Raw genomic sequence first — 19,885 nt, 5'->3', positions numbered from 1 at the left:
TCGATTCGAACCGTACCGAGGCCCATCGCTTCCGACCGCCGACGGGATGGAAGAGCCGCTCGATCTCCAGGACGTGACCGCTTTCCTCGCGGTCGTGGACACGGGTAGCTTCACCTCGGCCGCACGGCGGCTGGGGCTCGCCAAGTCCAACGTCAGCCGCCGGGTCGCTCGTCTGGAGCAGCAGCTCGGCGCACGATTGCTCGAGCGCACCACCCGACGCCAGCGCCTCACCGAGGTCGGCGAGATCTACCACGAGCACGTCTCCGCGGCGATGAAGCAGCTCGCCCAGGCCTCGCACTCGGTCTCCGAGATCCAGGGCGAGCCGCGCGGACGGCTGCGGATCACCGCGCCGGCCGACTGGAACGAGACGATGGGCCGACTGGTGGCGGAGTTCAGCGCTCGCTGGCCGTACATCCAGCTCGACATCGATCTCACCCAGCGCCGCGTGGACCTCGTCGCCGAGGGCTTCGATCTCGCGCTTCGTGCCGGACGGCTCGAGGACTCCTCGCTCATCGCGCGCGCCGTCGGCGAAGGGGCGACTCATCTCTACGCAAGTCCGGCCTATCTCGAGCGCCGCGGGACGCCTCGCTCCGTGGCCGAGCTCGCCGAGCATGCGTTCGTGTTGTTTCGCGGGCGCCATGGCGAGGCACGCCTGGAGCTCGATGGGTCCGATGGGCACCGTGAGGAGATCACGGTGAGCGGAGTGATCTCGGCCCTCGACTTCAGCTTCGTCCGCCATGCGCTGCTGCACGGCGCGGGCATTGGCATGCTGCCCGACTCGATCGGCGCCGCCGAGCTCGATGCGGGAGGTCTACGGCTGGTGCTCCCTTCCTACTGTCTGGGTCGTTCGCCCTTCCACGTGGTGTATCCGAGCGCGCGATTCCTGTCGCCCAAGGTACGGGTGTTCGTCGACTTTTGCGTCGAGTGGGTGGGCGCAGAGCTGCGGCGGAGTGCGGATGTCGTCGGGCAGCACGCGGCGGCTGCGGCTGACGACGGCGGCGTGGCGCGCAAGGGCAAGGGCAAGGCACGCGCCATCGGTCGTGGTCGATGAGCTCAGCCAAGCTCGTAGCGCTTGAGCTTGTCGTAGAGCGTGCGCACGCCGATGCCGAGCTGCTCGGCGGCACGGCGACGATTGCCGTCGTGTCGCGCGAGCGCCTGCTCGATCGCCTCTCGCTCGAGCTCGGCGAGCGTGCGTCCAGGAGCCGCGGGGACCGTCGAAGGCGTCGTCGTCGGGGGAGCGGTGGCGGCTCCGGGCCGCGCCGCGCCGGGCATCACGAGGTGCTCGGGCATGATGCGATCGTCGTCGGCCAGGATCGCGGCGCGCTCGAGGGCGTTGGCCAGCTCCCGCACGTTGCCGGGCCAGCTCGCCGCACGCAGCACGGTCACTGCGCTGGGATCGAGGCGTAGGTATGGTCGACCCAGGCTGGCGGCCACCCGATGGAGCAGGGACTCCGCCAGCGGAGCGATGTCCTCGGGGCGCTCGCGCAGCGGGGGCAGCTGCACGGGAAACACCGCGAGGCGGTGATAGAGGTCCTCGCGAAAGCTCCCGGCGCTCACCATGCGGAGCAGATCGCGGTTGGTGGCGGCCACCCAGCGCACGTCGGCCCGCAGGGTCTGGGTGCCGCCCACTCGCTCGAAGCAGCGCTCTTGCAGCACGCGCAGCAGCTTGGCCTGGAGCGCGGGAGCGAGCTCGCCCACCTCGTCGAGGAAGAACGTGCCGTGCTGGGCCAGCTCGATGCGACCGCGGCGGCGAGCCGCGGCGCCGGTGAAGGCCCCCTTCTCGTGGCCGAACAGCTCGCTCTCCAGCAGGTTCTCGGACAGCGCGGCGCAGTTGATGGCCACGAACGGACCCTCGGCGCGGCGGCTCCACGCGTGTACGGCCCGTGCCGCGACCTCCTTGCCGGTGCCGCTCTCGCCGAGCAGCAGCACCGTGGCCTCCGTGGGCGCGACCTTGCGCAGGGCCGACTCCACCTCCACCATTGCGGGCGCACCATGCGACAGGCGCGGCGCGTCCTCGCTCCGCGCCGCCTCGGCCAGTCCGCGCAAGCGGTAGCGCTCGGCCGCCCGCGCCACCAACAGGCGCAGCTCCGCGGGGCTCGACAGCGGCTTTTGCAGGTAGTCGAACGCGCCGAGCTTCATCGCCTGCAGCGCGGTGTCGACGGTGCCGTGGGCGGTGAGCACGATGACCTCGACCTCGGGCTGGTCCCGGCGCAGCCGCTCGAGCAGGCCCATGCCATCGAGGTGCGGCATCTTGAGATCGGTGAGCACCACCTCGAAGCCGTGTCGGGCCAGCGCGCGCAGGGCTTGTTCGCCGTCCGCCGCCTGCTCCACGTGATGTCCCTCGTCGAGCAGGGCTTCGGCGAGGAAGCTGCGGATCCCCTCCTCGTCGTCGACGACCAAGATGCTCGCCATGGCGCTCCTCGTTCTACCACGTCAGCGGGGCTCGTCGGCCGACCCGCGCGAGGGCTCGCGGGGGAGCGCCACGCGAAAGCATGCGCCACCTCCGGGAGCGTCGAGCACCTCGATCGTCCCGCCGTGCTGCTCGACGATCCTGCGAGACACCGCGAGGCCGAGCCCCGTGCCGCGGGTGCGAGTGGTGTGGAAGGGCTCGAAGATCCGGGCGCGATCCGAGGGCCTCACCCCGGGGCCGCGGTCATGGACCTCGAACACGAGCCGCTGCCCCTCGACGTAGGCCCGGATCCGGATCGGCCGCCCGGGAGCCGCCTGATCGGCGTTGTCGATGAGGTTGCCCAGCACCCGCTCGAGCTTGGCGGCATCGAAGCGCCAGCGTGCGGGCGCCCTGGCGAGCTCGAACTCGATGGTGGCGTCGGGCCACGCATCGGCGCAGCGCCTCAGCACGGCCGCCGGGTCGACGTCGGCGAGCGCGAGGCGGCTTTGGCGGGCGAAGTCGAGGAGCCCATGGGTGAGTGCCTCGAGCCGCTGGGACTCGTCCACGATGCGAGCGACCTTGCGGGACAGGGCGGGGTCGCCTTCGACGCGCTCGGCCAGGAGCTGGGCATGACCCTTGAGCGAGGCGAGCGGGTTGCGGATCTCGTGCGCGAGCACGGCCGACATCTCGCCGAGAGCGGCGAGGTGGCGCTGCTCACCCAGGTGGGCCTCGACCACCTGGGCTCGTCGAGACAGGCGCCAGAACACGGCGGCGGCGAGCATCAGCGCCACCGCCACGGTCACCCCCACGACCAGGTCTCGTCCGGCGCGAGCGCGCAGGGCCAGCGCCGCCTCGGGGCGCAGCTCGATCACGATGGGAGCTGGAGGGGGACGAGGGCTCGAGACGCCGAACGCATGCGATGGTGGGCCCCCGCCCATGAGGCTGGGAGGATCTCCAAGCGGCCGTCCCGCCGGGTCCCCGGGAGGTCCCCCCGGTGGCTCGCCGGGGAACGCGGCCTGCACGTGGTCGCCGAGGATCCGCAGCTCGCCCGGTCGCAGCGGTCGTGGATCGCTGGGCGTGCCTGCGGCGACGAGCGGCTCGCCGCCGGGGCCCATGACCGCCACGTACACCACGCCTTCGTCGGCATTGTCCTCGAGGAAGCGACGCAGCTCGTCCTCGTGGGGAGGCCCGTGGCGCCGACCGGGCTGGAGGTACTGCCGCAGCTCGCGGTGCGCCGCTTCGGCCTGCCCCTCGATCACCGTCTCGAGCAGGGCGCGAGCACCCAGGTAGCTGGTGATCGACGACACCAGCAACCCCGTGCCCAGCACGAGGGCGACGGCGAAGAAGCCCCAGCGAGCCACGCGCGCGGGCAAGCGGGCCCGAGTGGGGGCGGCGTCCTTCATGGGAGGCTCGTCCACGAGCGGAGCATGCCACGGCCGAGCATCATCGTTGGATCTACTTCTGTGGATCGGTCTCGTAGAACGCGGAGGTCGTCTCGTAGTGCGCCGCGGTCAGTCCCACGTAGCGCAAGCCCAGCTTCTCGAGCACTCGTCGCGAAGCCGTGTGGTCGGGGTCCACCACCGCGACCACCCGGGACAGGCCCAGGCCGCCCTCGGCCTCCGGGGCCATGGCGTGGCTCAGCGCAGCCGCGGCGGCCTCGGTGGCGAGGCCCTGGCCCCACACCGAGCGTCGCAGTCGATACCCGAGCTCGATCTGGGGTCCGAGACCCTCGAGGGGAATGACGCCGCAGTCCCCCAGGATGGCGCCGTCGGAGCGTCGCTCCACCGTCCACAGGGCCATGCCGGTGCGCTGGAACAGCTCGCGCGACCATGCGAATCGCTCCGCCGCGAGCGTGCGCGAGCGCGGCGGTCCCACGAACCGCATGACCTCGGGACGGGACCAGATTCCCTCGAACAAGGCCTCGAAGTCGTCGGGCTCGGGTCCCCGGATCCGGAGGCGAGGGGTCAGCAGCGGCAGGGGCATGCACCGCAGTATGCTCGACGCCGCTGGTGGCGTGTGCGCTACCCGAGGTCGCAGGCGCCTCGCTCGAGCTCGGGAAAGCTGACGCGACAGGGGCCGCTCACGCCCGATTCCACGCGAGCCTTGCCGTTGCCGTCGAGCGTGCCCTCGCAGACCTCGCCGTCGGCCAGCACGACCCGGTAAGGGGCTCCCGCCGCGGGCCGGCCCGACTCGTCGACCAGCTCCACCTCGACCCACGTGGTCTGGGCGCAGCGGCAGGCCGGCGGGAGCTCGGTCTCGAAATCGGCGGCGTGGTACTCGGGGAAGCGAACCACGGCCGTACCCGGCTCGATGCCACGCACGGTGGCGCAGCCGTCCCCGTCGAGGGTCCCCTCGTGCACCGAGCCGTCCGCCGCTTCGACCTGGTACTTCGCCCCCGCCACGGGCTCTCCGTCGCTGTCGGAGAGCACGAGGTCGATCCAGCTCTTCTTGCTCGGACAGCCCCCGACGACGTCGAGCGACATCTCCTCGCACGCGTCCATGGCCTGCCTTGCCGCACAGGCCGGGCAGCTTGGATCGGTGGCGTGGCTCATGATTGCCATCCTTCCGCTCGATAGCTCCGCCGGATGTCTCGCCAGTCCCTCGGCGTGAGCCGCTGAACGAGCTGCCGAACGCGATCGTCGGGTCTCATGCTCGCATCCTCCAGCCACGTACGCGCCGCGGGGTGCTCGGTGAAGTTGGGGGCCGCCACGAACCTGGTCACGATGAAGGCCGAGAGGACCGGGGCCTCGGCGATCCCGTGGTCGAGGGCACACACGAGGCTCTTGCGAACCAGCTCGTGCAACACGGGATCGGAGAGCGCGGCAATCGTGGTCGTCTCGTCGGGACACGTCACCGTGACATGCCCGTGAAGCTCCCGGAGGTGTCGACATACGTGCTCGATCAGTGCCGTGTAGTTGGGCTCACAGATCGAGAGAACCTGATCGGCGCGGAAGAGGATCACGAGTGCGAAGCAGCATAACCGCGACCGCGGGACCTTCAAGGTCCGATCTCGCCCCGAGCTCGGAAGAGCCCGTGCATGCTCGGGGCAGATCACGAGCACGAGCGTGCTGATGGTGGCTGCGTCGCACCCATAGCCCGCGGCTATCCCTGCCATCACCGATCCATAGTGGTGATCCGAGTGTGGGGCGGCATCCTGTCCACGCACCAGGGCAAGAGCAACGTTCTGGCGCACCTTCGAGCGGTTTGCTCGCGATCCCGGCCACGGCCAGCACGATGCCCGTCCACAAGGTCACACGAGACGACACGCTCTTCACCATTGCCAAGCAGCACGGCTTTCGCAACTGGCGGGCGATCTACGAGCACCCCAGCAACGAGAGCCTGCGCAAGCAACGGCCCGATCCGATGATCCTGGCTCCGGGCGACGCGGTGTTCATTCCCGACAAGGAGCCCAGCGAGTTCAACAACGCCACCGGGCGCACGCATCGCTTTCGATTGCACGCACCCAAGTGCCTGCTGTCGGTGTATCTCCAGGACGAGACCGGAGCGCCCTACGCCGCCTGCAAGTACGAGCTGACGGTGGCGGGCCAGACGCTGCAGGGGGTGACCAGCCCGACGGGCCTGGTCTCCCACGAGGTGGCCGACGACGTGGCCGAGGCCGAGCTCACGCTGTGGACCAACCCCGAGGATCCCACCGAGACCGCGCAGTGGACCCTGCGGATCGGCGCCCTCGACCCCATCGACACCATGACCGGCGTGCAGGCGCGGCTGCACAACCTGGGCTACCTCGAGGGTGAGGTCACCGGTGCGATGAACGAAGAGACTCGTGTTGCGCTGCGCGACTTCCAGCGCTCCCTGGGACACGACCCCACGGGCGAGCTCGATGGCGAGACCCGTCGAGCCCTTGCCAACGCATCCAACGCCAGCTGAGAGCACCTCGTCATGACCGAGACCGTAGTCCACCTCCGCTGGGACGGTGTGTACATCCCCGCGGCCCAGCAGGAACACAAGGACGGGACCCGCCTGTGGCGCAACTCGAAGGCCCTGGGCGAATGCAAGGGCACCCACGCGCCCAACTATGGCCGGAAGACGGTCTACGTCAGGCCCGGCATGCAGCCAGAGGAGGCCGCCGTGGTCCGAGAGCAGCGGGCCAAGGTCGCCATCATCCACACCACCGCCAACTTCGCCCCGGGACAAGAGTGGACGTGGGTCCGGGCTTCGATCAGCAACATCCACAACGTCGGCAGCCTCGTGCTGCAGATCCGCGACAGGAACGGCATGCTCGTCTACACCGAGCGACTGTCACAGGACCAGGTCTGGGGCCTGCCACGGGGCAACCAGCAGCCGAACGCCCCGGCACCTCCGCTCCAGCACCAGCAGGGCGAAGCGCCGGAGAAATCCAGGGAGCGCGCCGAGCTCCAGTGGGCCAACCCCACTGGCTCGCCCTACCAGGTCAGGATTCTCATCACCCGGCGCAGGGCGGGGGCGGCCGACAGCATTCGCGGTGTTCCCACGCTCACCGAGCCCGCGGCCGCGGGCGCGGACCATGAAGCCAATGCCCCGAATCCGCCAGCCGACCAGACCAACGTCGCGATCGCCTCGCTGAGTCTCGAGCTCGTTCCATGGTCCGAGCTCTACCAGAGGTCGACCGGCCTGCCTGCCGCCACCGTTCCGGCGGGCGGCGTCAATCGGATCAAGTGGGTGCAGTACAAGCTCAACGAGCTGGGGTGGTTTGCGGGCAAGCTCGACGGTGTTGCGACCAACCGCGATCTCGAGCGGGCGATCATCCGCTATCGTCAGTCGAACCGAGCGCTGAGCGTGCAGTGTTTCGAAGAAATGGTCGGTGACGGTGTCTTCCGTCTCAAGGACCCACGAACGGTGATCTCGTCGGCCATCGACAATGGTCTCATCGACGAGCTCGAGAGGGACCAGCAGCCGCGCTCGACCAGCGAACCCGGCGTGTTCAGCGGACACGCGGTGGGCGGAGCACGCAAGATCTACCTCGACGCCGAGCGCTTCTGCCGAGATGCCATCGACGAGTTCCGCAACGACTCTGGCCAGGAGAAGACGGTCAAGGCCGAATTGGAGGAGGAGTGGTTCTCCACTCCCCGCTTCCCGCTGCGGGCCAAGGTCATGGTCACGGGTAGTGGTGGAAATGCTGTCTGGTCCCCGGCCGTGGGTCAGTCGACCAGCGTGGCGTGGAGCTGGCAAAGCGAGCCCGAAGACACCAACGGTCTGCCGAATACCCCCAACCTCAACACGACCAAGAGCTACGTCGAGCGCGCGAAGGGGGAATTCCAGACACCCTTCCACAACGCGCCTGAGGCCGTTGGTGGCCAGATCTCGGGCAATGCCGCCGCGAACATGGCCGTGGTCTTCGATGGCATCGACGTTGCGCCGACAGCCACCACTACCGGTGTGACCACGACCGGACCGCTGGTGTTCTTCAAACCCTCGACGATCGCGGGGGATCGTTACCAGATCACGGCCACGGTTGGGGGAGTCCACGCAGCGACGACCAGCATGATGACGCTGTGGCGGCGCATCCACATCACGGGTCACGTGAGCTGGGGGGAAGATCCGAGCGATGTGTGGGACGAGGTTGCCGACAAGTTTGCGGCGGCCTACATGACGATCGTCCCGCCCACGGCTTCGAACACGAAGACGATGGCCGCAGTGGCCGCAGTGACCGACCTGGCACTCACGACGGCCTTCGAAACAAGGGCCGGGGTGGGCACGTGGAGCGATGACGCATGGGACTCACGGACCCACACTCCGAAGCAGCACACTGGCACTACGCCGGAGGAGATGACCCAGAAGCTCGAGACGATCCTCGACGGCACGGACAAGGCGTATTCGAGGTGGAAAGAGGGCGAAGACGTCGAAGTCGACATAGGGGAGCGCTACAAGATTGCGATGGATCTCGTCACGAGAAAATGGAGCCGAGGCAATGACGATGAAAGTACCGGCGAGGTGCTGACCAAGATCAAGAACGACGTGAATCTCTGCGGGGGCGCCGATCACTACGAACAGGAACTCAAGCGGATCGCGAAGAAGCTGATGAGGCCGTCCGCGCCCACGACCGAGGAGAAACCGTCCGCTGCGACGACCGGGATGAAGGGCCCAGCATTTCTTGCGGACATAGCCAAGCAGAAGCCGTCCGCTCCCACGGCTGGGATGAAGGGCCCAGCGTTTCTTGCGGACATAGCCAAGCAGAAGCCGTCCGCTCCCACGGCTGGGATGAAGGGCCCAGCGTTTCTTGCGGACATAGCCAAGCAGAAGCCGTCCGCTCCCACGGCTCTGACCGCGATGAAGCCCTCCCCGCCCCCTGTTGCCTCCTTCGGCGGATTTGGTGCCCCGAAGCCGATGCAGCTCGACAACGACATGGTCAAGGGCGAGCGGGGGATCAGGTCATGGACCGGGAGCGACGCGGCCATCGAGAACGCGGAGAAAGGGTTCGTTCATGGTCAGGTCGCAGCGTGGACCAACGACACCCGAGCCGTGGTTCATCTCAAGTTGGAACAGCACTTGGGACCAGGCGCCGTGATCCTGGAATTCGTGCCGCAAAGTGATCCCGTGTGGTACCGCGATGGCAACATGATGATGGGGGGGGCGAAGGTCACCATCAATCGAGCGGCCTTCGACTCCTACAAGGTCGATCACCTGTTCACGCACGAGCTCGCCCATGCGCTGTTCCTCAAGCACTACAAGCACTCTCTGCATCCTGTGAAGGACGATCATGACTTCTCCGACGACAATTGCGTGATGAGCTACATATCATCTGGCGTCGCCAAGCCTTCGGAGATCTCGAGCACTGCGGCGCACTACCTCCCGCCCAACTACGACCCGAAGTTCTGCGGCAAGTGCAACCTCAAGCTCCGCGGCTGGAACATCCGCGCGCCGGGGATGCCCACCAAGGCAAACGATGCGGATCCCGATCCCGTCGTCAACAAGTAGGCGCTCGTCGAACCCGCGTGATCGCGGCTACAGCAGCTCGAGGAAGGCGCCGATCGCCTCGCGAGCGTCGTCGTCGAGGGGCTGCCCCGCTCCACCACCATGGACCTCGGGGGCCTGGAGTCGCACCGCCCGCAAGACCTCGTCCACGGTGGCCGCACGGCCATTCGTGAGCAGCGGTCGCTTGACCCACAGCCGGCGAAGCGACGGCACGCGTGGCCCGTGGGGGTGCACGTAGGGCTCCACTCCGGTCTGGTGGCGCGCCTCCGAGCCCCACACGATGCCGCCCGAGGGGTGCAGCACCAGCGCCTCCCAGCGGTCGAACTCCACGGCCGTGGTGGGGTCGTCGGCGACCAGCCGTGCGCGGTGGCAAGACTCGCAGTGCAGCGCGAACAGCCGTGCGCCCTCGCGCTGCTGCCCGGTCCACGCGACCAGCCCACGCGCGGCCGGGTTGGGCTCGGGGGTGAACGCCGCCAGGAAGTCCAGCAGTGCACGCCGGAGCGTCACCGGCTCGAGCGGATCGGGCGGAGCCCCCAGCGCATCGAGCCACGGCGCCTCGGCGCGCGACAGCGAGAACCAGGGATCGAAGCCGCTCCCGCGGTTGGCCACGCGGAACTCGGCGTGGACCATGCCCGCCGTGGTGGGGTCGAGCGCGCGCGAGAAGTGGGGGCGATTGTTCAGCAGACCTCGAAGGGTCTTGGTGGTGGCATGCACGTCGTCGCGGCCGGTGTGGTGCGTGCGGCCGTCGGTGCGCCCCTCGAAGTGGCAGGTCTCGCAGGTGAAGCGGCTGCGCCGTCCCTCGCTGCTGGCGTGGGGGGCCATCAGGCCCGTGAAGGCGAGTGCCTCGCCGAGCCGCTCGAGCGGGGTCCGATCGTCGCTGGGATCGCCCACCGGGACCACGCGCGGCGGTCCGTCGGCGCGGGTGACGACCCATGCGTCGAGCAACGGGCTCGCGAGCACGCCGTGCGCGAGCGACCCGCTGGCGGCGGTGATGCCCGGGACCAGGCGCACGGGCTCGATCGTCGGCCCGGCCATCGATTCGGCCATCGATTCGGCTGGGTCACCGGGCCACGCGAGGATCATCGCCATGTCGCTGCCGTAGCTGGTGATCTCCGCGGTGCGAGGCCCCGACCAGCGCACGTGCTTGGGGGTGATCACGCCGTGCTCGGATGCATCGAGCTCGAGGACCCGGCGGGGCTCGGGGGCCATGGAGGGTTCGATCTCGTAGACGAACACGAACGAGTCGATGTAGCCGAACGCGCCGTCGGAGCGGTCGAGCGGGTGGTCCTCCACTCCGCCCACCAAGAGCGACAGCGCCCCGTGCTCGGTGACCCGCGCGTCGAAGCTCCACATCGGTCCATCGTGCTCGATCACGGCGCGAGGGCCGAGCCGGCCGTCGTCGTCGTCGACGGTCCGTGCCACGAGCCGGTGGTCGAGCATGCAGTCGTAGACCAGCCAGTGGTCGATGCGCATGATCGAGAGCGCCCCGCCGCAGTCCTCGATCGTCTCGGGCTCCGCCGTGGTCTGGCCCGGCGCTGGCCAGGGGATCGAGAGCACGCGGTGACGGTGGGGATCGGCGAGGTGGAGCCGCCGCTCGCTCGGCCCCCATGCCAGCGCACGAATCGATGCCACGCCGGGCACGCGCAGTCGCTGGCGTGGCGACAGCGTGGCCGCGTCGAGCACGTCGAGCTCGCCGGTGTGCTCCGAGGCGATCACGATCGCATCGCCCGCCCGCACGATCGCCGTCGCGCCCGGCAGGGTGGGCACGCGTCGCTCTTCGCGTGCGTCCTCGTCGAGCACCACCACTGCGCCCCGCCGCAACAGGCCCAGCGTGCGCCCGTCGTCGGCGAGCAGCGCGAAGGGATCGGCGCCCGAGCGGGCGCTCCACGGTGGAAGCCGGGCGAAGTCGAGCTCGGACCGCCGCCCGGCCGCATACTCGACCAGCTCGTCGACGGCACGCTCGGCGCCCGAGGGGCCTTCGTCGTCGGCGTCGGGCTCGCTCGGCGCCTCGGCCCGACCCGTGTCGTCCTCGGGGGACGGGGCATGCTCGCAGCCGCCGATGGCCGCGAGCAGCCCCGCACTCACGAGGCCCGCCCAGGAGCCTCGCAGCGCGCTACCAGCCGCCCTCGTCGGCCTTGGCGTCGGCCTTCTCGTCGGTCTTGGCATCGGCCTTCTCGTCGGTCTTGGCGTCGGCCTTCTTTTCATCGGCCTTGGCGTCGGCCTTCTTCTCGTCCGTCTTGGCTTCGTCCTTCTTGTCACAGCCGGCCGTGGGCACGACCAGGGCGAGGGCAGCGAGTAGACCAGCAATCTCGAGACGTCGGCGCATCGTGGGATCCTCCGGGAGTGCCCGCGCGTGCGGGCCGGCCGGATCTTCGCGCGTCGATCCGCGGGGCGCAACGTGCTCGATTCGAAATGCGCGACGCCACGCCGGAGACCGGGTGGCGTCGTCGTTGTGACGGATCGACGGATCGAACCGCTACGGTGTCTTGGGCCTGATCCTGCCGGTGGACCTGGGCCCGACCTTGCCGGCGGGCCCGGTCTTGCCAGTGGGCTTGGGCCCGGTGGGCTTGGGCGTGACCTTGCCGGTGGGCTTCTTCTTCGCCGGTCGGCGCGTGATCGCCGACCAGTCGCCGGCGAAGCGGTTGCCCTCGATGGTGGCAGCCGGGCTCAGCTCGGCGCACTTACCCGCCTTGCACGGCAGCCGCAGCGGCGGAGGATCACAGCCGAGCTGGTCGTCGGTCACGCGGACCTTGGCGACCTCGTCGAGCTTGCCCTTGCCCACTTCGGCCTGGATCTTGGCCTCGATCGCCTCGACCTTCTTGGTGTCGTACACCCCCCACTGGGGCTTGGGCCGCTTCTTGCACGCCTTGGTCTCCTTGCTCAGCACGCGCACCGTGTTGGCCACCGAGACCAGGGTCTTGGGCTTGACCGAGATCTTGAACAGGTTGTCGCTGCTGCCGACCGGCTCGGCTCCGTGCACGTAGCTCTCCCAGCCCTCCACCGGCTCGCCCTCGTGCTCCACGTAGTAGCCGTAGTCGGAGAAGCGCATGAGCACGGGGGTCTGGGCCGCATCGGGCAGGTTGATGCGCATGCCGGTGTCGACCATGCCGTGCACCACGTAGTAGGGCAGCTCCTCGGGCTTCTTGCCCTTGCGCTCCTTCTGCGCGAGCAGGGCCTTGTACTGATCCTCGTTCATCCTGGCGCGACCGGCCTTGAAGTCCTTGGACAGCTGCTGCCTCTGCTTCTTGGTCAGCGCGCGGCGTGCCGCGAGCAGCGAGCCGCCCTTGGCACAGCCATAGGTCCGGCCCTTGGTGGCCTTGCAGACGCCCGGGTCGGGCATGTGCTCGGAGCGGACGAGCAGATACACCTCGTGCGCCGACTTGCCCTTGGGCAGCGGACGATCGCCCAGGTCGATCACCGCGGGGCGTCGCGCCACCGAGGCACTGACGAGGTCCATGTTGCGGAAGGCGCTGTCGACCTTGAAGTCGACGCCGGTGCTGCTGCGCAGCCGCACGTGCATGCACTGGTGGGTGTTCTCGAGGGCGAGCTCCGAAGACGACGGGACCCATAGATCGCTCTGGAGGCGTCCCTCGCCCAGCCCACCCGCGTAGCCGCCCGCGCTCACCGGCGCGTTCAGCTCGGCGGTGCCCACCAGGCTCCACGTGGCGTTGTGCCAGTCGGAGGTCTGAAGGCCCCAGTTGGCGATGCGGAACTCGGCCGTCACGCTCCCCGGCTGGAGCACCTGATCGGTGTCGTTGTGGAACCCGGCCCGCAGGCGCGCGCCGCTGATGCTCGGGATCTTGGTGCCGGGCAGCTCGTAGGGGACGCCGGTTCCCGGTACGACTCCCATGGTGGTGTTGTAGTCCGAGCCCAGCAGCGGGCGCAGGACCTCCACGCCCTCACAGGTGCTCGGGTTGGCCGACTCGAGCACCGGCCACGTGGCCCCCATGTTTCCGGTGGGCAGGCTCTCGGGCAGCGAGGAGGTGCTGCCGCTGCTGAACATCAGGCAGTCGTTGCTGGTCGGCGAGCTGGGGTTGCACAAGAGCGGCATCTCGACCGCGGTGCCCGACGTCGGTCCGGGCATGTACATCACCGCGTTGCCGTAGATCCGCAGGTTGGGCCGCACGTGGCCGCTCTCCACCGGCACCTGCATCGCGAACCTGAGGGTCCAGTTGTAGGTGGTGGTTCCGCCCGAGGTCACGGGACGGACCTGCACCCACGGGTGATCGATGGTGAAGGCCGGGTTGGGGTTGGTGCCCGACAGCGGGCCCCAGGTGACCGAGGTCCCCGAGGCCGAGGCGGCGGAGTAGCGAATGGCCGAGGTGGACAGCGCGGCACCGTTGCCGGTGCAGTTGGAGACGGTCGTGCACCCGCGCAGCGGCTGGAAGCTGATGAACAGCTCGGGGGCCGTGCCGGCCGCGTTGGCCACCGAGAGCAGCACGAGATCCTGGTTGGCATCGACCGAAGGATCGCCGTTGACCTCGAGCTCGAAGAACACCGTGCGCGAGGACTTGTCCCAGATCATGCGCGAGCGGCCGAGCTCGGGGGTTGCCGAGTCGTCGTCGGTACGCACGGTGGCGCCGTTCCAGCGCACCTCGTGCTGTGATTCCGACAGGCCCGGGTTCCACCACTCGGGGGTCTTGCTGGCCGCGCCGGGCACGGCCTGGGCCTGGCGCACGCAGACGTCATTGGGGGCGGCGACGGCCGTCGATGCAGCGAGCGATGCGACGAACGAGGGGACGAGCAGGGTCGATGAGAGACGGGTCCTTGGCACGACGTGCCCTCCTTGGGTTGGGAGCCCCGGGAGTCTAGGACCGTCCGGCCAGTCGAGGGAACACACCAAGCTCACGTGGACCACGTCCACATCACCGGCTCGTCGTTTTGCGCCAAGTCGGCCGTGAGCTCGTCGAGCTGCGCTCGGAGCCGGGGCGTCGGGATCACGTCGCCGGCGGCTGCGTTCTCGCGCGCCTGGGCGGGGGTGCGGGCACCGACGATCGCGGCCACGCCCGGTCGACCGGCGACCCACGCCAACGCCAGCTTCGCCAGCGACAGCCCGTGGGCGTGTGCCAGCGGGCGCATGGCCTCCACGATCGCGAGCGCTTGCGCGCGCACGGGCGCCTGCCACAGTCGATTGTCGACGCGGTTGTCCCCCTCCTCGAGCCGGTGGTCGGGACCGAAGGCGCCCGTGAGCAGGCCTTGCGCCAGCGGAGAGTAGGCCAGCACCGCGATCCCGTGCTCGCGGCAAGACGGCAGCAGCTCGCGCTCCGCCTGGCGCCAGAGCAGCGAATACGGGGGCTGGAGCGCGTCCACGGGTCCCAGCGCGCAGGCCCGCCTCAATTGGTCGAGATCGAAGTTCGAGACCCCGATCGCGCGGATCTTGCCCTGCTGCCGCAGCCGCTCGAGCGCCTCCATCGATTCCTCGAGCGGCACCCGGGGGCTGCCGAAGGTCCCGGCCGGCCAGTGGATCTGATAGAGGTCGATGACGTCGGTGCCGAGGTTCTGGAGCGAACGCTCACAGGCCTCCATGATCTGGTCCCGACGTAAGTGATCCCATGAGACCTTGGTGGCGATCACGATGGCGTCGCGGTGGTCTCCCAGCGCGCGCGCGAGGATGCGCTCGGAGTGTCCGGCCCCGTAGTCCTCGGCCGTGTCGAACGTGGTGATGCCGGCCTCGAACGCGGCTCGCAAGGCGGCGACCGACTCGTCGTCGTCGATGCCCACCCATAGATCGCGTCCGGCCTGCCAGCCGCCCGCGATGATGTGGGAGAGCTCGAGGCCGGAGTGGCGGAGGGTCAGCGTGCGCATGGGGTAGGAGGCTAGCAGGTGGGCGCGTGATCGATGCGCACGGCATCGATCACGTGCGCCATCGGATGGCGGCCGCTCACCGCACCCGCTGCTGCATTGGATCCCTCGCCGTCGGCAGCGGCCGTCCCAGCCCTTCGGCCCACTGCGTCAGCACCCGATGCGTCAGCCCCCAGATCACGTGTCCGCCGAAGCGGATCCCCGGAAAGCGCCACGTCTGCCCCTGGTGCTCCCAGTCGATCGTGCCGCGGTTGCGCTCGTCCCACAGGTGCGGCAGCGGGATCCAGAACGCATCCGCCACCTCACCCGCGTGAGGTCGCAGCGGCGGAGGCTCGGCCCCCAGATAGAACACGAACGGCTGCATCACTCCGAGCGTGCCCGCCGGTCTCACCGACACGCTCGGCAGCGCACCCAGCAGCTCGGCGTGCTCGAGCCGCAGGTCGACCTCTTCCCGTGCCTCGCGGATCGCCACCGCCCGGGCCGAGGCATCGCCGGCCTCCGCCTTGCCGCCGGGAAACGCCATCTGCCCCGACCACCGATCGCTCGCCCGGGTGGCCCGGAGGATGAAGCACAGCGCGAGCGCATCGGGCTCGCCGGCCAGCGCCATCGCCACCGCGGCCATCGAGCGCGACGGTGGCTCGGGTTCCACCGGAGCGCTCGCGAGCGTACGACGAATGGCGTTCAGAGAGGTCACGAGAGCCCATCGAAGATACCGGCCTCGAGGCGGCTGGGCTATCGTGAGGCATGTCGGTCGAGCACGTCGTCGTGAAGGTCACCACGGGCAGCCGCCAAGAGGCCGAGACCATCGCCCAGACCCTGGTCGAGAAGCGCCTGGCCGCCTCGGGGCAGGTCGCGGCGCTGCGCACCTGGTATCGCTGGCAGGGCGGGGTCGAGGAGTCGGAGGAATGGCAGGTCAGCCTGTTCACCCGGCACGATCGCTTCGACGCGGTGGCCAAGGCCGTGCGCGAGCTCCATGCCTACGAGCTGCCGCAGGTGGTCGCGGTGCCGCTGGTCGCGGGTACCGAGGAGTTCCTGCGCTGGATCGACGAGTGCTGCGAGGGCTAGCTTTCCTGAGGGAACCCAAGCCAATTCGAACTTGTCCGGGGGACGACCTCGCGAGAGGATCGCACGCGAAGGACTGGCAATGGCAATCGATCGGCGATGGATGGTGGCGTGCATTCCCCTGGCGATGGCGTGTGGTGATCCCGCACCGGAGGATCCGTTCGAGGCGGGATCGGCCGAGGTCACGGCCGGGTCCGCCACCGAGCCCACCGCGACCGGTCAGGGCTCGGGTGACGCGACCGAGTCGGCCGACGCCTCGGCCTCGGCGACCACCACCGCCACGACCGGCCAGGCCGATGAGACCACCATGGGCGGAGGCGACGGGCCGATCTTCGACGTGGGCACGCTGCCCGATGGCGGCAACGGCGGCTGTCAGCAATTGGCGTGCGGCGAGTCGGAGTGGAGCTACATCTGGATCGCCAACAGCAACGAGGCCACGATCTCGAAGATCGACACCCGCACGATGACCGAGGAGGGGCGCTACTACACCCGGCCCGATCACAGCGGCAACCCGTCGCGGACCAGCGTGAGCATCGATGGACGCGCGGTCGCGGTGGCCAACCGCATGGGTGGCGTCACCAAGTTCCACGCGCTGCACGAGGACTGCGTGGACGGCAACGGCAACGGCATGATCGACACCTCGGCTGGAGGTGCGGGCAGCATGCTGCCGTTTGCCAACGAGGAGTGCGTTGCATGGCACACCCCCAATCCGCAGGCGACCACCCAGCGACCGGTCGCGTGGACCTCGGGCACCTACAACCCCGTGACCTGCGAGTTCGAGGATCAGATGGTGTGGACCGCGGCTGGTCTGGGCACGCCGGGCGCCACCTGGCCGTGTACGGGTGCCAATGGCATCTACGTGTATCGGCTCGACGGCGAGACGGGCATGGTGCTCGACGAGCTGCACATGCCCGACGTCACCTGCGGTTCGACCTTGGGGCCCTACGGCGGCGCGGTCGACTATGACAACGACCTGTGGATGTACATCTGGTCGGCGGGGACGATCGTGCACGTGGAGTACGACACGCTCGACTACGAGACCCTCCCGGGCGGCTCGTACGGGATCACGGTCGATACCGTCGGTCGGGTGTGGGTCGACTCGGGGAGCCGCTACGACCCCGTGGCCGGGATGTGGGCGCAGAAGATCGGCAGCCTGCCCGGATCGGGCGGCAGCGGCGTGGCGCAAGACCAGCAGGGGCGGATCTGGACCGCGACCACCGGTGGCGTGGGGTGGATCGACATGGAGACGATGGTGGTCGGCGATACCATCCCGCTGCCCGAAGGTGGGCTCTACCGCGGGATCGCGGTCGACTTCGACGGCTACATCTGGGCCGTGCTGCTCGGGGGGACCACTGCACACAAGATCGATCCCAATACCTATGCGGTGCAGACCTTCAACGGGCTCAATAGTCCCTACACGTACTCGGACATGGCGGGCGGGCAGCTGACGAGCGTGACCTGCAACCCGCCCGCGGGCTGAATCCCGGCGCCGAACTCAGAACGGGTGGCAGATGAGCGACTCTCGGTCCAGATCCCCCTGCACCACCTCGCCGTGGCCGAACAGCGCGTCGAGTCGCTCGCAGCGGCGGGCATTCGCCTCGTGGTCGCACTCGATCGCATGCTGGCGCAGGAACGACACCGAGACCGTCTGCTCGGGGTCGTCCTGGTACGCGTCCGAGGCCCAGGCCGTGGTGTAGTCGATCTCGGCCACCCGGGTCTCCTCGCCGTGGCACAGGCCGCACGCGGTCCCGTTGCTCCCGAACGCGACCGCGTCGTAGGGAGCGCTGGGAGCCAGCGGCTCGTCCACGGGGAACAGCAGCTCCGCCTTGATCGAGCGTCGATCGCCGATCGCCTGCGCGATCTCGAGGACCTCGTGGGTGCCGTGGAGCGTCATCGACAGCGTCAGGTCGCCCGTCAGCAGGAAGAGGCGCGGGTTGTCGATCCCGAGCGCGGGCTGGGCCCCGGCCACGCTCGACGACGCGTAGAGCGACAGCGGGCGATCGAGGCTCTCGAGCACGCACGCCAGGCTGGTGGGCTTGGGCAGCGCATCGACCAGCGCCACCAGCTCCTCGATGTCGACCGGGCTGCCCATTCCCGGCGGCGGCACGCACGTACGCGGCAGCGGCCACGGCGGCTCGTCGCTCGCATCGTCGACCCCATCGCTCCCGCCGTCGTCGGTACACGCGAGCGCCAAGGCCAGCCCCAGCAGCCATCCACGAGCGCATGCCCCCCTGCTCACGCGCATGAGCCTCGATCGTAGCCGAGCCGCTGCATGCATGCCCACGGCAAATCTTGCGAGGTCGATCCCGCGCCCATCGACTCTCGGCTTCAGCCCACCGGCGGAACCGGCGGTGGCGGCTTGTCGTGGCACACGCCGATCTCGAGGATCATGTAGAGCAGCACCAGCTCCTGCGGGTTGAGGCCCTGGTGCGCCATGCTCGAGTTCTCGAACGTGCTGTACATCATGCGGCCGCAGCCCCACCCGCCGCTGACGGCCATGGCGCGAAACGTGGCCGGATCGGTGGTGCAGCTCGTGCAGGGACCGGTGACCCACGTGTGGTGACCCACGTTGACGTCGTTGCCCTCGTCGTCCTGGACGATCACGTCGTGCACCGTCTCGATGCCGGTGTAGTTCAGCCGCAGCTCCACCGAGGGCAGCGAGTAGAGGTTGGGGTTGCCGCCGCCGATGTCCTTGAGCGCGGGGGGCAGCGCCTCGAGCCACGCCAGCAGCTCGGGGTCGGCGATGGTGCCGCTCACGTCGTAGGCCGGCTGGATGTCGGGCATCGCGGGGTTGTAGAACTCTTGATACTGGGGAAACGGCGCCTCGATGTACTCGTTGGAGTGATCGGTCGCATACCACTTGCCGCCCGCCTCCACGTAGTCGCGGATGTTCTGCGCCCGCTGGGCCGGCACGCCGGGGGCACCGATCCAGAACTTGGTGGCGGCGCAGGGCACGAAGATGATGTGGTACTGGCTCATCGCCACCAGGTCGTCCATGAACGCGCCCTGGTCGGTGTCGGGCACGAGGTCGAAGCGCTCGGTGCCGGGGATCAGCGTGCCGCTGGCCGAGACCTCGCCCAGTCCGAACTTGGCCAGCACGTTGAAGACCTGGTCGGGATCGGTCTCGTATACGGCGATCCGGGGGATCCACATGCCCGCGGCCGGGTTCCACTCCCCGGGCAGGTTGCTCTGGTCGGGCGGGACCACGTTGGAGCCCTCTTGCACGTCGATCACCACGTCGCGCAGGAACTGTCCCTTTTGGACGACCAGGTGCTTGCCGACACCGGCCACCGCGGGGAGCTGGAAGCTGCCGTCGGCCTCGGTCAGCGTGTAGTTGGCGTCGCAGGTCAGCTCCACGCACTCGGCACAGTAGACCTCGTCGGGCACCGGATCCGCCGCCTGGTCGGCCACGTAGACCAGCGCGCCGCTGATGGGGATCTCCAGGTTGGGCGCGTAGACGGTGCCCTGGAGCATCGCGTTGGGCGGGGTGATGTCGTCGCCGTTGCAGCCGCCCTCGGCCATGCCCTCGGTGGCGCTGCCGTTGCCGACGTCGAGGACGGTCATGGTCTCGTCGGCCGCCGTGCTCGACGTGGTGCTCGGGATCGTCGGAATGGAAGTCGTCGGGCTCGAGGTGCCGGTGATGAACGTGGCATCGTTGTCGTCGCCGCAGGCGGCGGCCAGCGCCACCGCCGGGATCAGGGCCATCGGGATCATCGAGGC

The 19,885-nt window shown here is 69.1% G+C and carries 17 protein-coding genes; 5 read left to right on the top strand and 12 right to left on the bottom strand.

Annotated elements, in window-relative coordinates; all coding sequences use genetic code 11:
* Positions 1-46 precede the first annotated feature (46 nt).
* Positions 47-1,051, top strand: coding sequence for a LysR family transcriptional regulator (locus tag OEB96_RS42860; RefSeq protein WP_266222756.1), 1,005 nt, complete (start codon positions 47-49; stop codon positions 1,049-1,051).
* A gap of 2 nt (positions 1,052-1,053) precedes the next feature.
* Here OEB96_RS42860 and OEB96_RS42855 read toward each other — a convergent pair whose 3' ends face one another.
* The 5 genes from OEB96_RS42855 to OEB96_RS42835 are packed head-to-tail and all read right to left on the bottom strand — an operon-like array spanning position 1,054 to position 5,351.
* Positions 1,054-2,412 (bottom strand): sigma-54-dependent transcriptional regulator, encoded by a 1,359-nt coding sequence (locus OEB96_RS42855; protein ID WP_266222755.1) that lies wholly within the window; start codon positions 2,410-2,412, stop codon positions 1,054-1,056.
* Positions 2,413-2,433: 21 nt separating this feature from the next.
* Entirely contained in the window at positions 2,434-3,807 is a 1,374-nt protein-coding gene (locus tag OEB96_RS42850; RefSeq protein ID WP_266222754.1) for a sensor histidine kinase, read from the bottom strand.
* Between the two features lie 37 nt (positions 3,808-3,844).
* Positions 3,845-4,372, bottom strand: coding sequence for a GNAT family N-acetyltransferase (locus tag OEB96_RS42845; protein WP_266222753.1), 528 nt, complete (start codon positions 4,370-4,372; stop codon positions 3,845-3,847).
* A 38-nt stretch (positions 4,373-4,410) separates the two neighbouring features.
* Positions 4,411-4,941, bottom strand: coding sequence for an MSCRAMM family protein (locus OEB96_RS42840; protein ID WP_266222752.1), 531 nt, complete (start codon positions 4,939-4,941; stop codon positions 4,411-4,413).
* Positions 4,938-5,351: a hypothetical protein gene (locus tag OEB96_RS42835; protein WP_266222751.1), complete on the bottom strand. Its 414-nt coding sequence runs from the start codon at positions 5,349-5,351 to the stop codon at positions 4,938-4,940. The genes OEB96_RS42840 and OEB96_RS42835 overlap by 4 nt, the downstream gene beginning before the upstream one ends.
* Before the next feature lie 272 nt (positions 5,352-5,623).
* On the opposite strand from OEB96_RS42835, the gene OEB96_RS42830 reads away from it, so the two are divergent.
* Positions 5,624-6,277, top strand: coding sequence for a peptidoglycan-binding protein (locus OEB96_RS42830; protein ID WP_266222750.1), 654 nt, complete (start codon positions 5,624-5,626; stop codon positions 6,275-6,277).
* A 12-nt stretch (positions 6,278-6,289) separates the two neighbouring features.
* Positions 6,290-9,304: a hypothetical protein gene (locus tag OEB96_RS42825; protein WP_266222749.1), complete on the top strand. Its 3,015-nt coding sequence runs from the start codon at positions 6,290-6,292 to the stop codon at positions 9,302-9,304.
* A 27-nt stretch (positions 9,305-9,331) separates the two neighbouring features.
* On the opposite strand, the gene OEB96_RS42820 is transcribed toward OEB96_RS42825, so the two are convergent.
* From OEB96_RS42820 to OEB96_RS42800, 5 genes are all read right to left on the bottom strand, one after another.
* On the bottom strand, positions 9,332-11,386 hold the full coding sequence (locus OEB96_RS42820; protein WP_266222748.1) for a hypothetical protein: 2,055 nt from the start codon (positions 11,384-11,386) through the stop codon (positions 9,332-9,334).
* Positions 11,387-11,414: 28 nt separating this feature from the next.
* Positions 11,415-11,627, bottom strand: coding sequence for a hypothetical protein (locus tag OEB96_RS42815; protein ID WP_266222747.1), 213 nt, complete (start codon positions 11,625-11,627; stop codon positions 11,415-11,417).
* Positions 11,628-11,777: 150 nt separating this feature from the next.
* Positions 11,778-14,075, bottom strand: coding sequence for a hypothetical protein (locus OEB96_RS42810; protein ID WP_266222746.1), 2,298 nt, complete (start codon positions 14,073-14,075; stop codon positions 11,778-11,780).
* A 71-nt stretch (positions 14,076-14,146) separates the two neighbouring features.
* Positions 14,147-15,106, bottom strand: a complete 960-nt coding sequence (locus OEB96_RS42805; RefSeq protein WP_266222745.1) for an aldo/keto reductase — start codon at positions 15,104-15,106, stop codon at positions 14,147-14,149.
* 76 nt (positions 15,107-15,182) lie between these two features.
* A complete protein-coding gene (locus OEB96_RS42800; RefSeq protein ID WP_266222744.1) occupies positions 15,183-15,797 on the bottom strand; it encodes an NUDIX hydrolase in 615 nt (204 codons plus the stop codon).
* 50 nt (positions 15,798-15,847) lie between these two features.
* Between OEB96_RS42800 and cutA the strand changes: the two genes are divergently transcribed.
* Complete coding sequence (gene cutA, locus OEB96_RS42795) at positions 15,848-16,168, top strand: divalent-cation tolerance protein CutA (RefSeq protein WP_266222743.1); 321 nt, start codon at positions 15,848-15,850, stop codon at positions 16,166-16,168.
* Positions 16,169-16,247: 79 nt separating this feature from the next.
* A complete protein-coding gene (locus OEB96_RS42790) occupies positions 16,248-17,645 on the top strand; it encodes an NHL repeat-containing protein (RefSeq protein WP_266222742.1) in 1,398 nt (465 codons plus the stop codon).
* A gap of 15 nt (positions 17,646-17,660) precedes the next feature.
* Here the strand turns inward: OEB96_RS42790 and OEB96_RS42785 are convergent, their stop codons facing one another.
* Positions 17,661-18,410, bottom strand: a complete 750-nt coding sequence (locus OEB96_RS42785) for a hypothetical protein (protein ID WP_266222741.1) — start codon at positions 18,408-18,410, stop codon at positions 17,661-17,663.
* A gap of 83 nt (positions 18,411-18,493) precedes the next feature.
* Entirely contained in the window at positions 18,494-19,879 is a 1,386-nt protein-coding gene (locus OEB96_RS42780; RefSeq protein WP_266222740.1) for a hypothetical protein, read from the bottom strand.
* Between the last annotated feature and the right edge of the window lie 6 nt (positions 19,880-19,885).

It is taken from the genome of Paraliomyxa miuraensis, from assembly GCF_026337845.1.
Taxonomy (GTDB): Bacteria; Myxococcota_A; Polyangia; order Nannocystales; family Nannocystaceae; genus Paraliomyxa; species Paraliomyxa miuraensis.
The sequence above is the reverse complement of the archived record's forward strand: the minus strand, read 5'-3'. Positions and strand labels throughout refer to the sequence as shown.

Coding starts and splice junctions, on each gene's coding strand:
- OEB96_RS42860 (WP_266222756.1), top strand. CDS start 47: ATGGAAGAGCCGCTCGATCTCCAGGACGTGACCGCTTTCCTCGCGGTC.
- OEB96_RS42855 (WP_266222755.1), bottom strand. CDS start 2,412: ATGGCGAGCATCTTGGTCGTCGACGACGAGGAGGGGATCCGCAGCTTC.
- OEB96_RS42845 (WP_266222753.1), bottom strand. CDS start 4,372: ATGCCCCTGCCGCTGCTGACCCCTCGCCTCCGGATCCGGGGACCCGAG.
- OEB96_RS42840 (WP_266222752.1), bottom strand. CDS start 4,941: ATGAGCCACGCCACCGATCCAAGCTGCCCGGCCTGTGCGGCAAGGCAG.
- OEB96_RS42830 (WP_266222750.1), top strand. CDS start 5,624: ATGCCCGTCCACAAGGTCACACGAGACGACACGCTCTTCACCATTGCC.
- OEB96_RS42825 (WP_266222749.1), top strand. CDS start 6,290: ATGACCGAGACCGTAGTCCACCTCCGCTGGGACGGTGTGTACATCCCC.
- OEB96_RS42815 (WP_266222747.1), bottom strand. CDS start 11,627: ATGCGCCGACGTCTCGAGATTGCTGGTCTACTCGCTGCCCTCGCCCTG.
- OEB96_RS42805 (WP_266222745.1), bottom strand. CDS start 15,106: ATGCGCACGCTGACCCTCCGCCACTCCGGCCTCGAGCTCTCCCACATC.
- cutA (WP_266222743.1), top strand. CDS start 15,848: ATGTCGGTCGAGCACGTCGTCGTGAAGGTCACCACGGGCAGCCGCCAA.
- OEB96_RS42790 (WP_266222742.1), top strand. CDS start 16,248: ATGGCAATCGATCGGCGATGGATGGTGGCGTGCATTCCCCTGGCGATG.
- OEB96_RS42785 (WP_266222741.1), bottom strand. CDS start 18,410: ATGCGCGTGAGCAGGGGGGCATGCGCTCGTGGATGGCTGCTGGGGCTG.
- OEB96_RS42780 (WP_266222740.1), bottom strand. CDS start 19,879: ATGATCCCGATGGCCCTGATCCCGGCGGTGGCGCTGGCCGCCGCCTGC.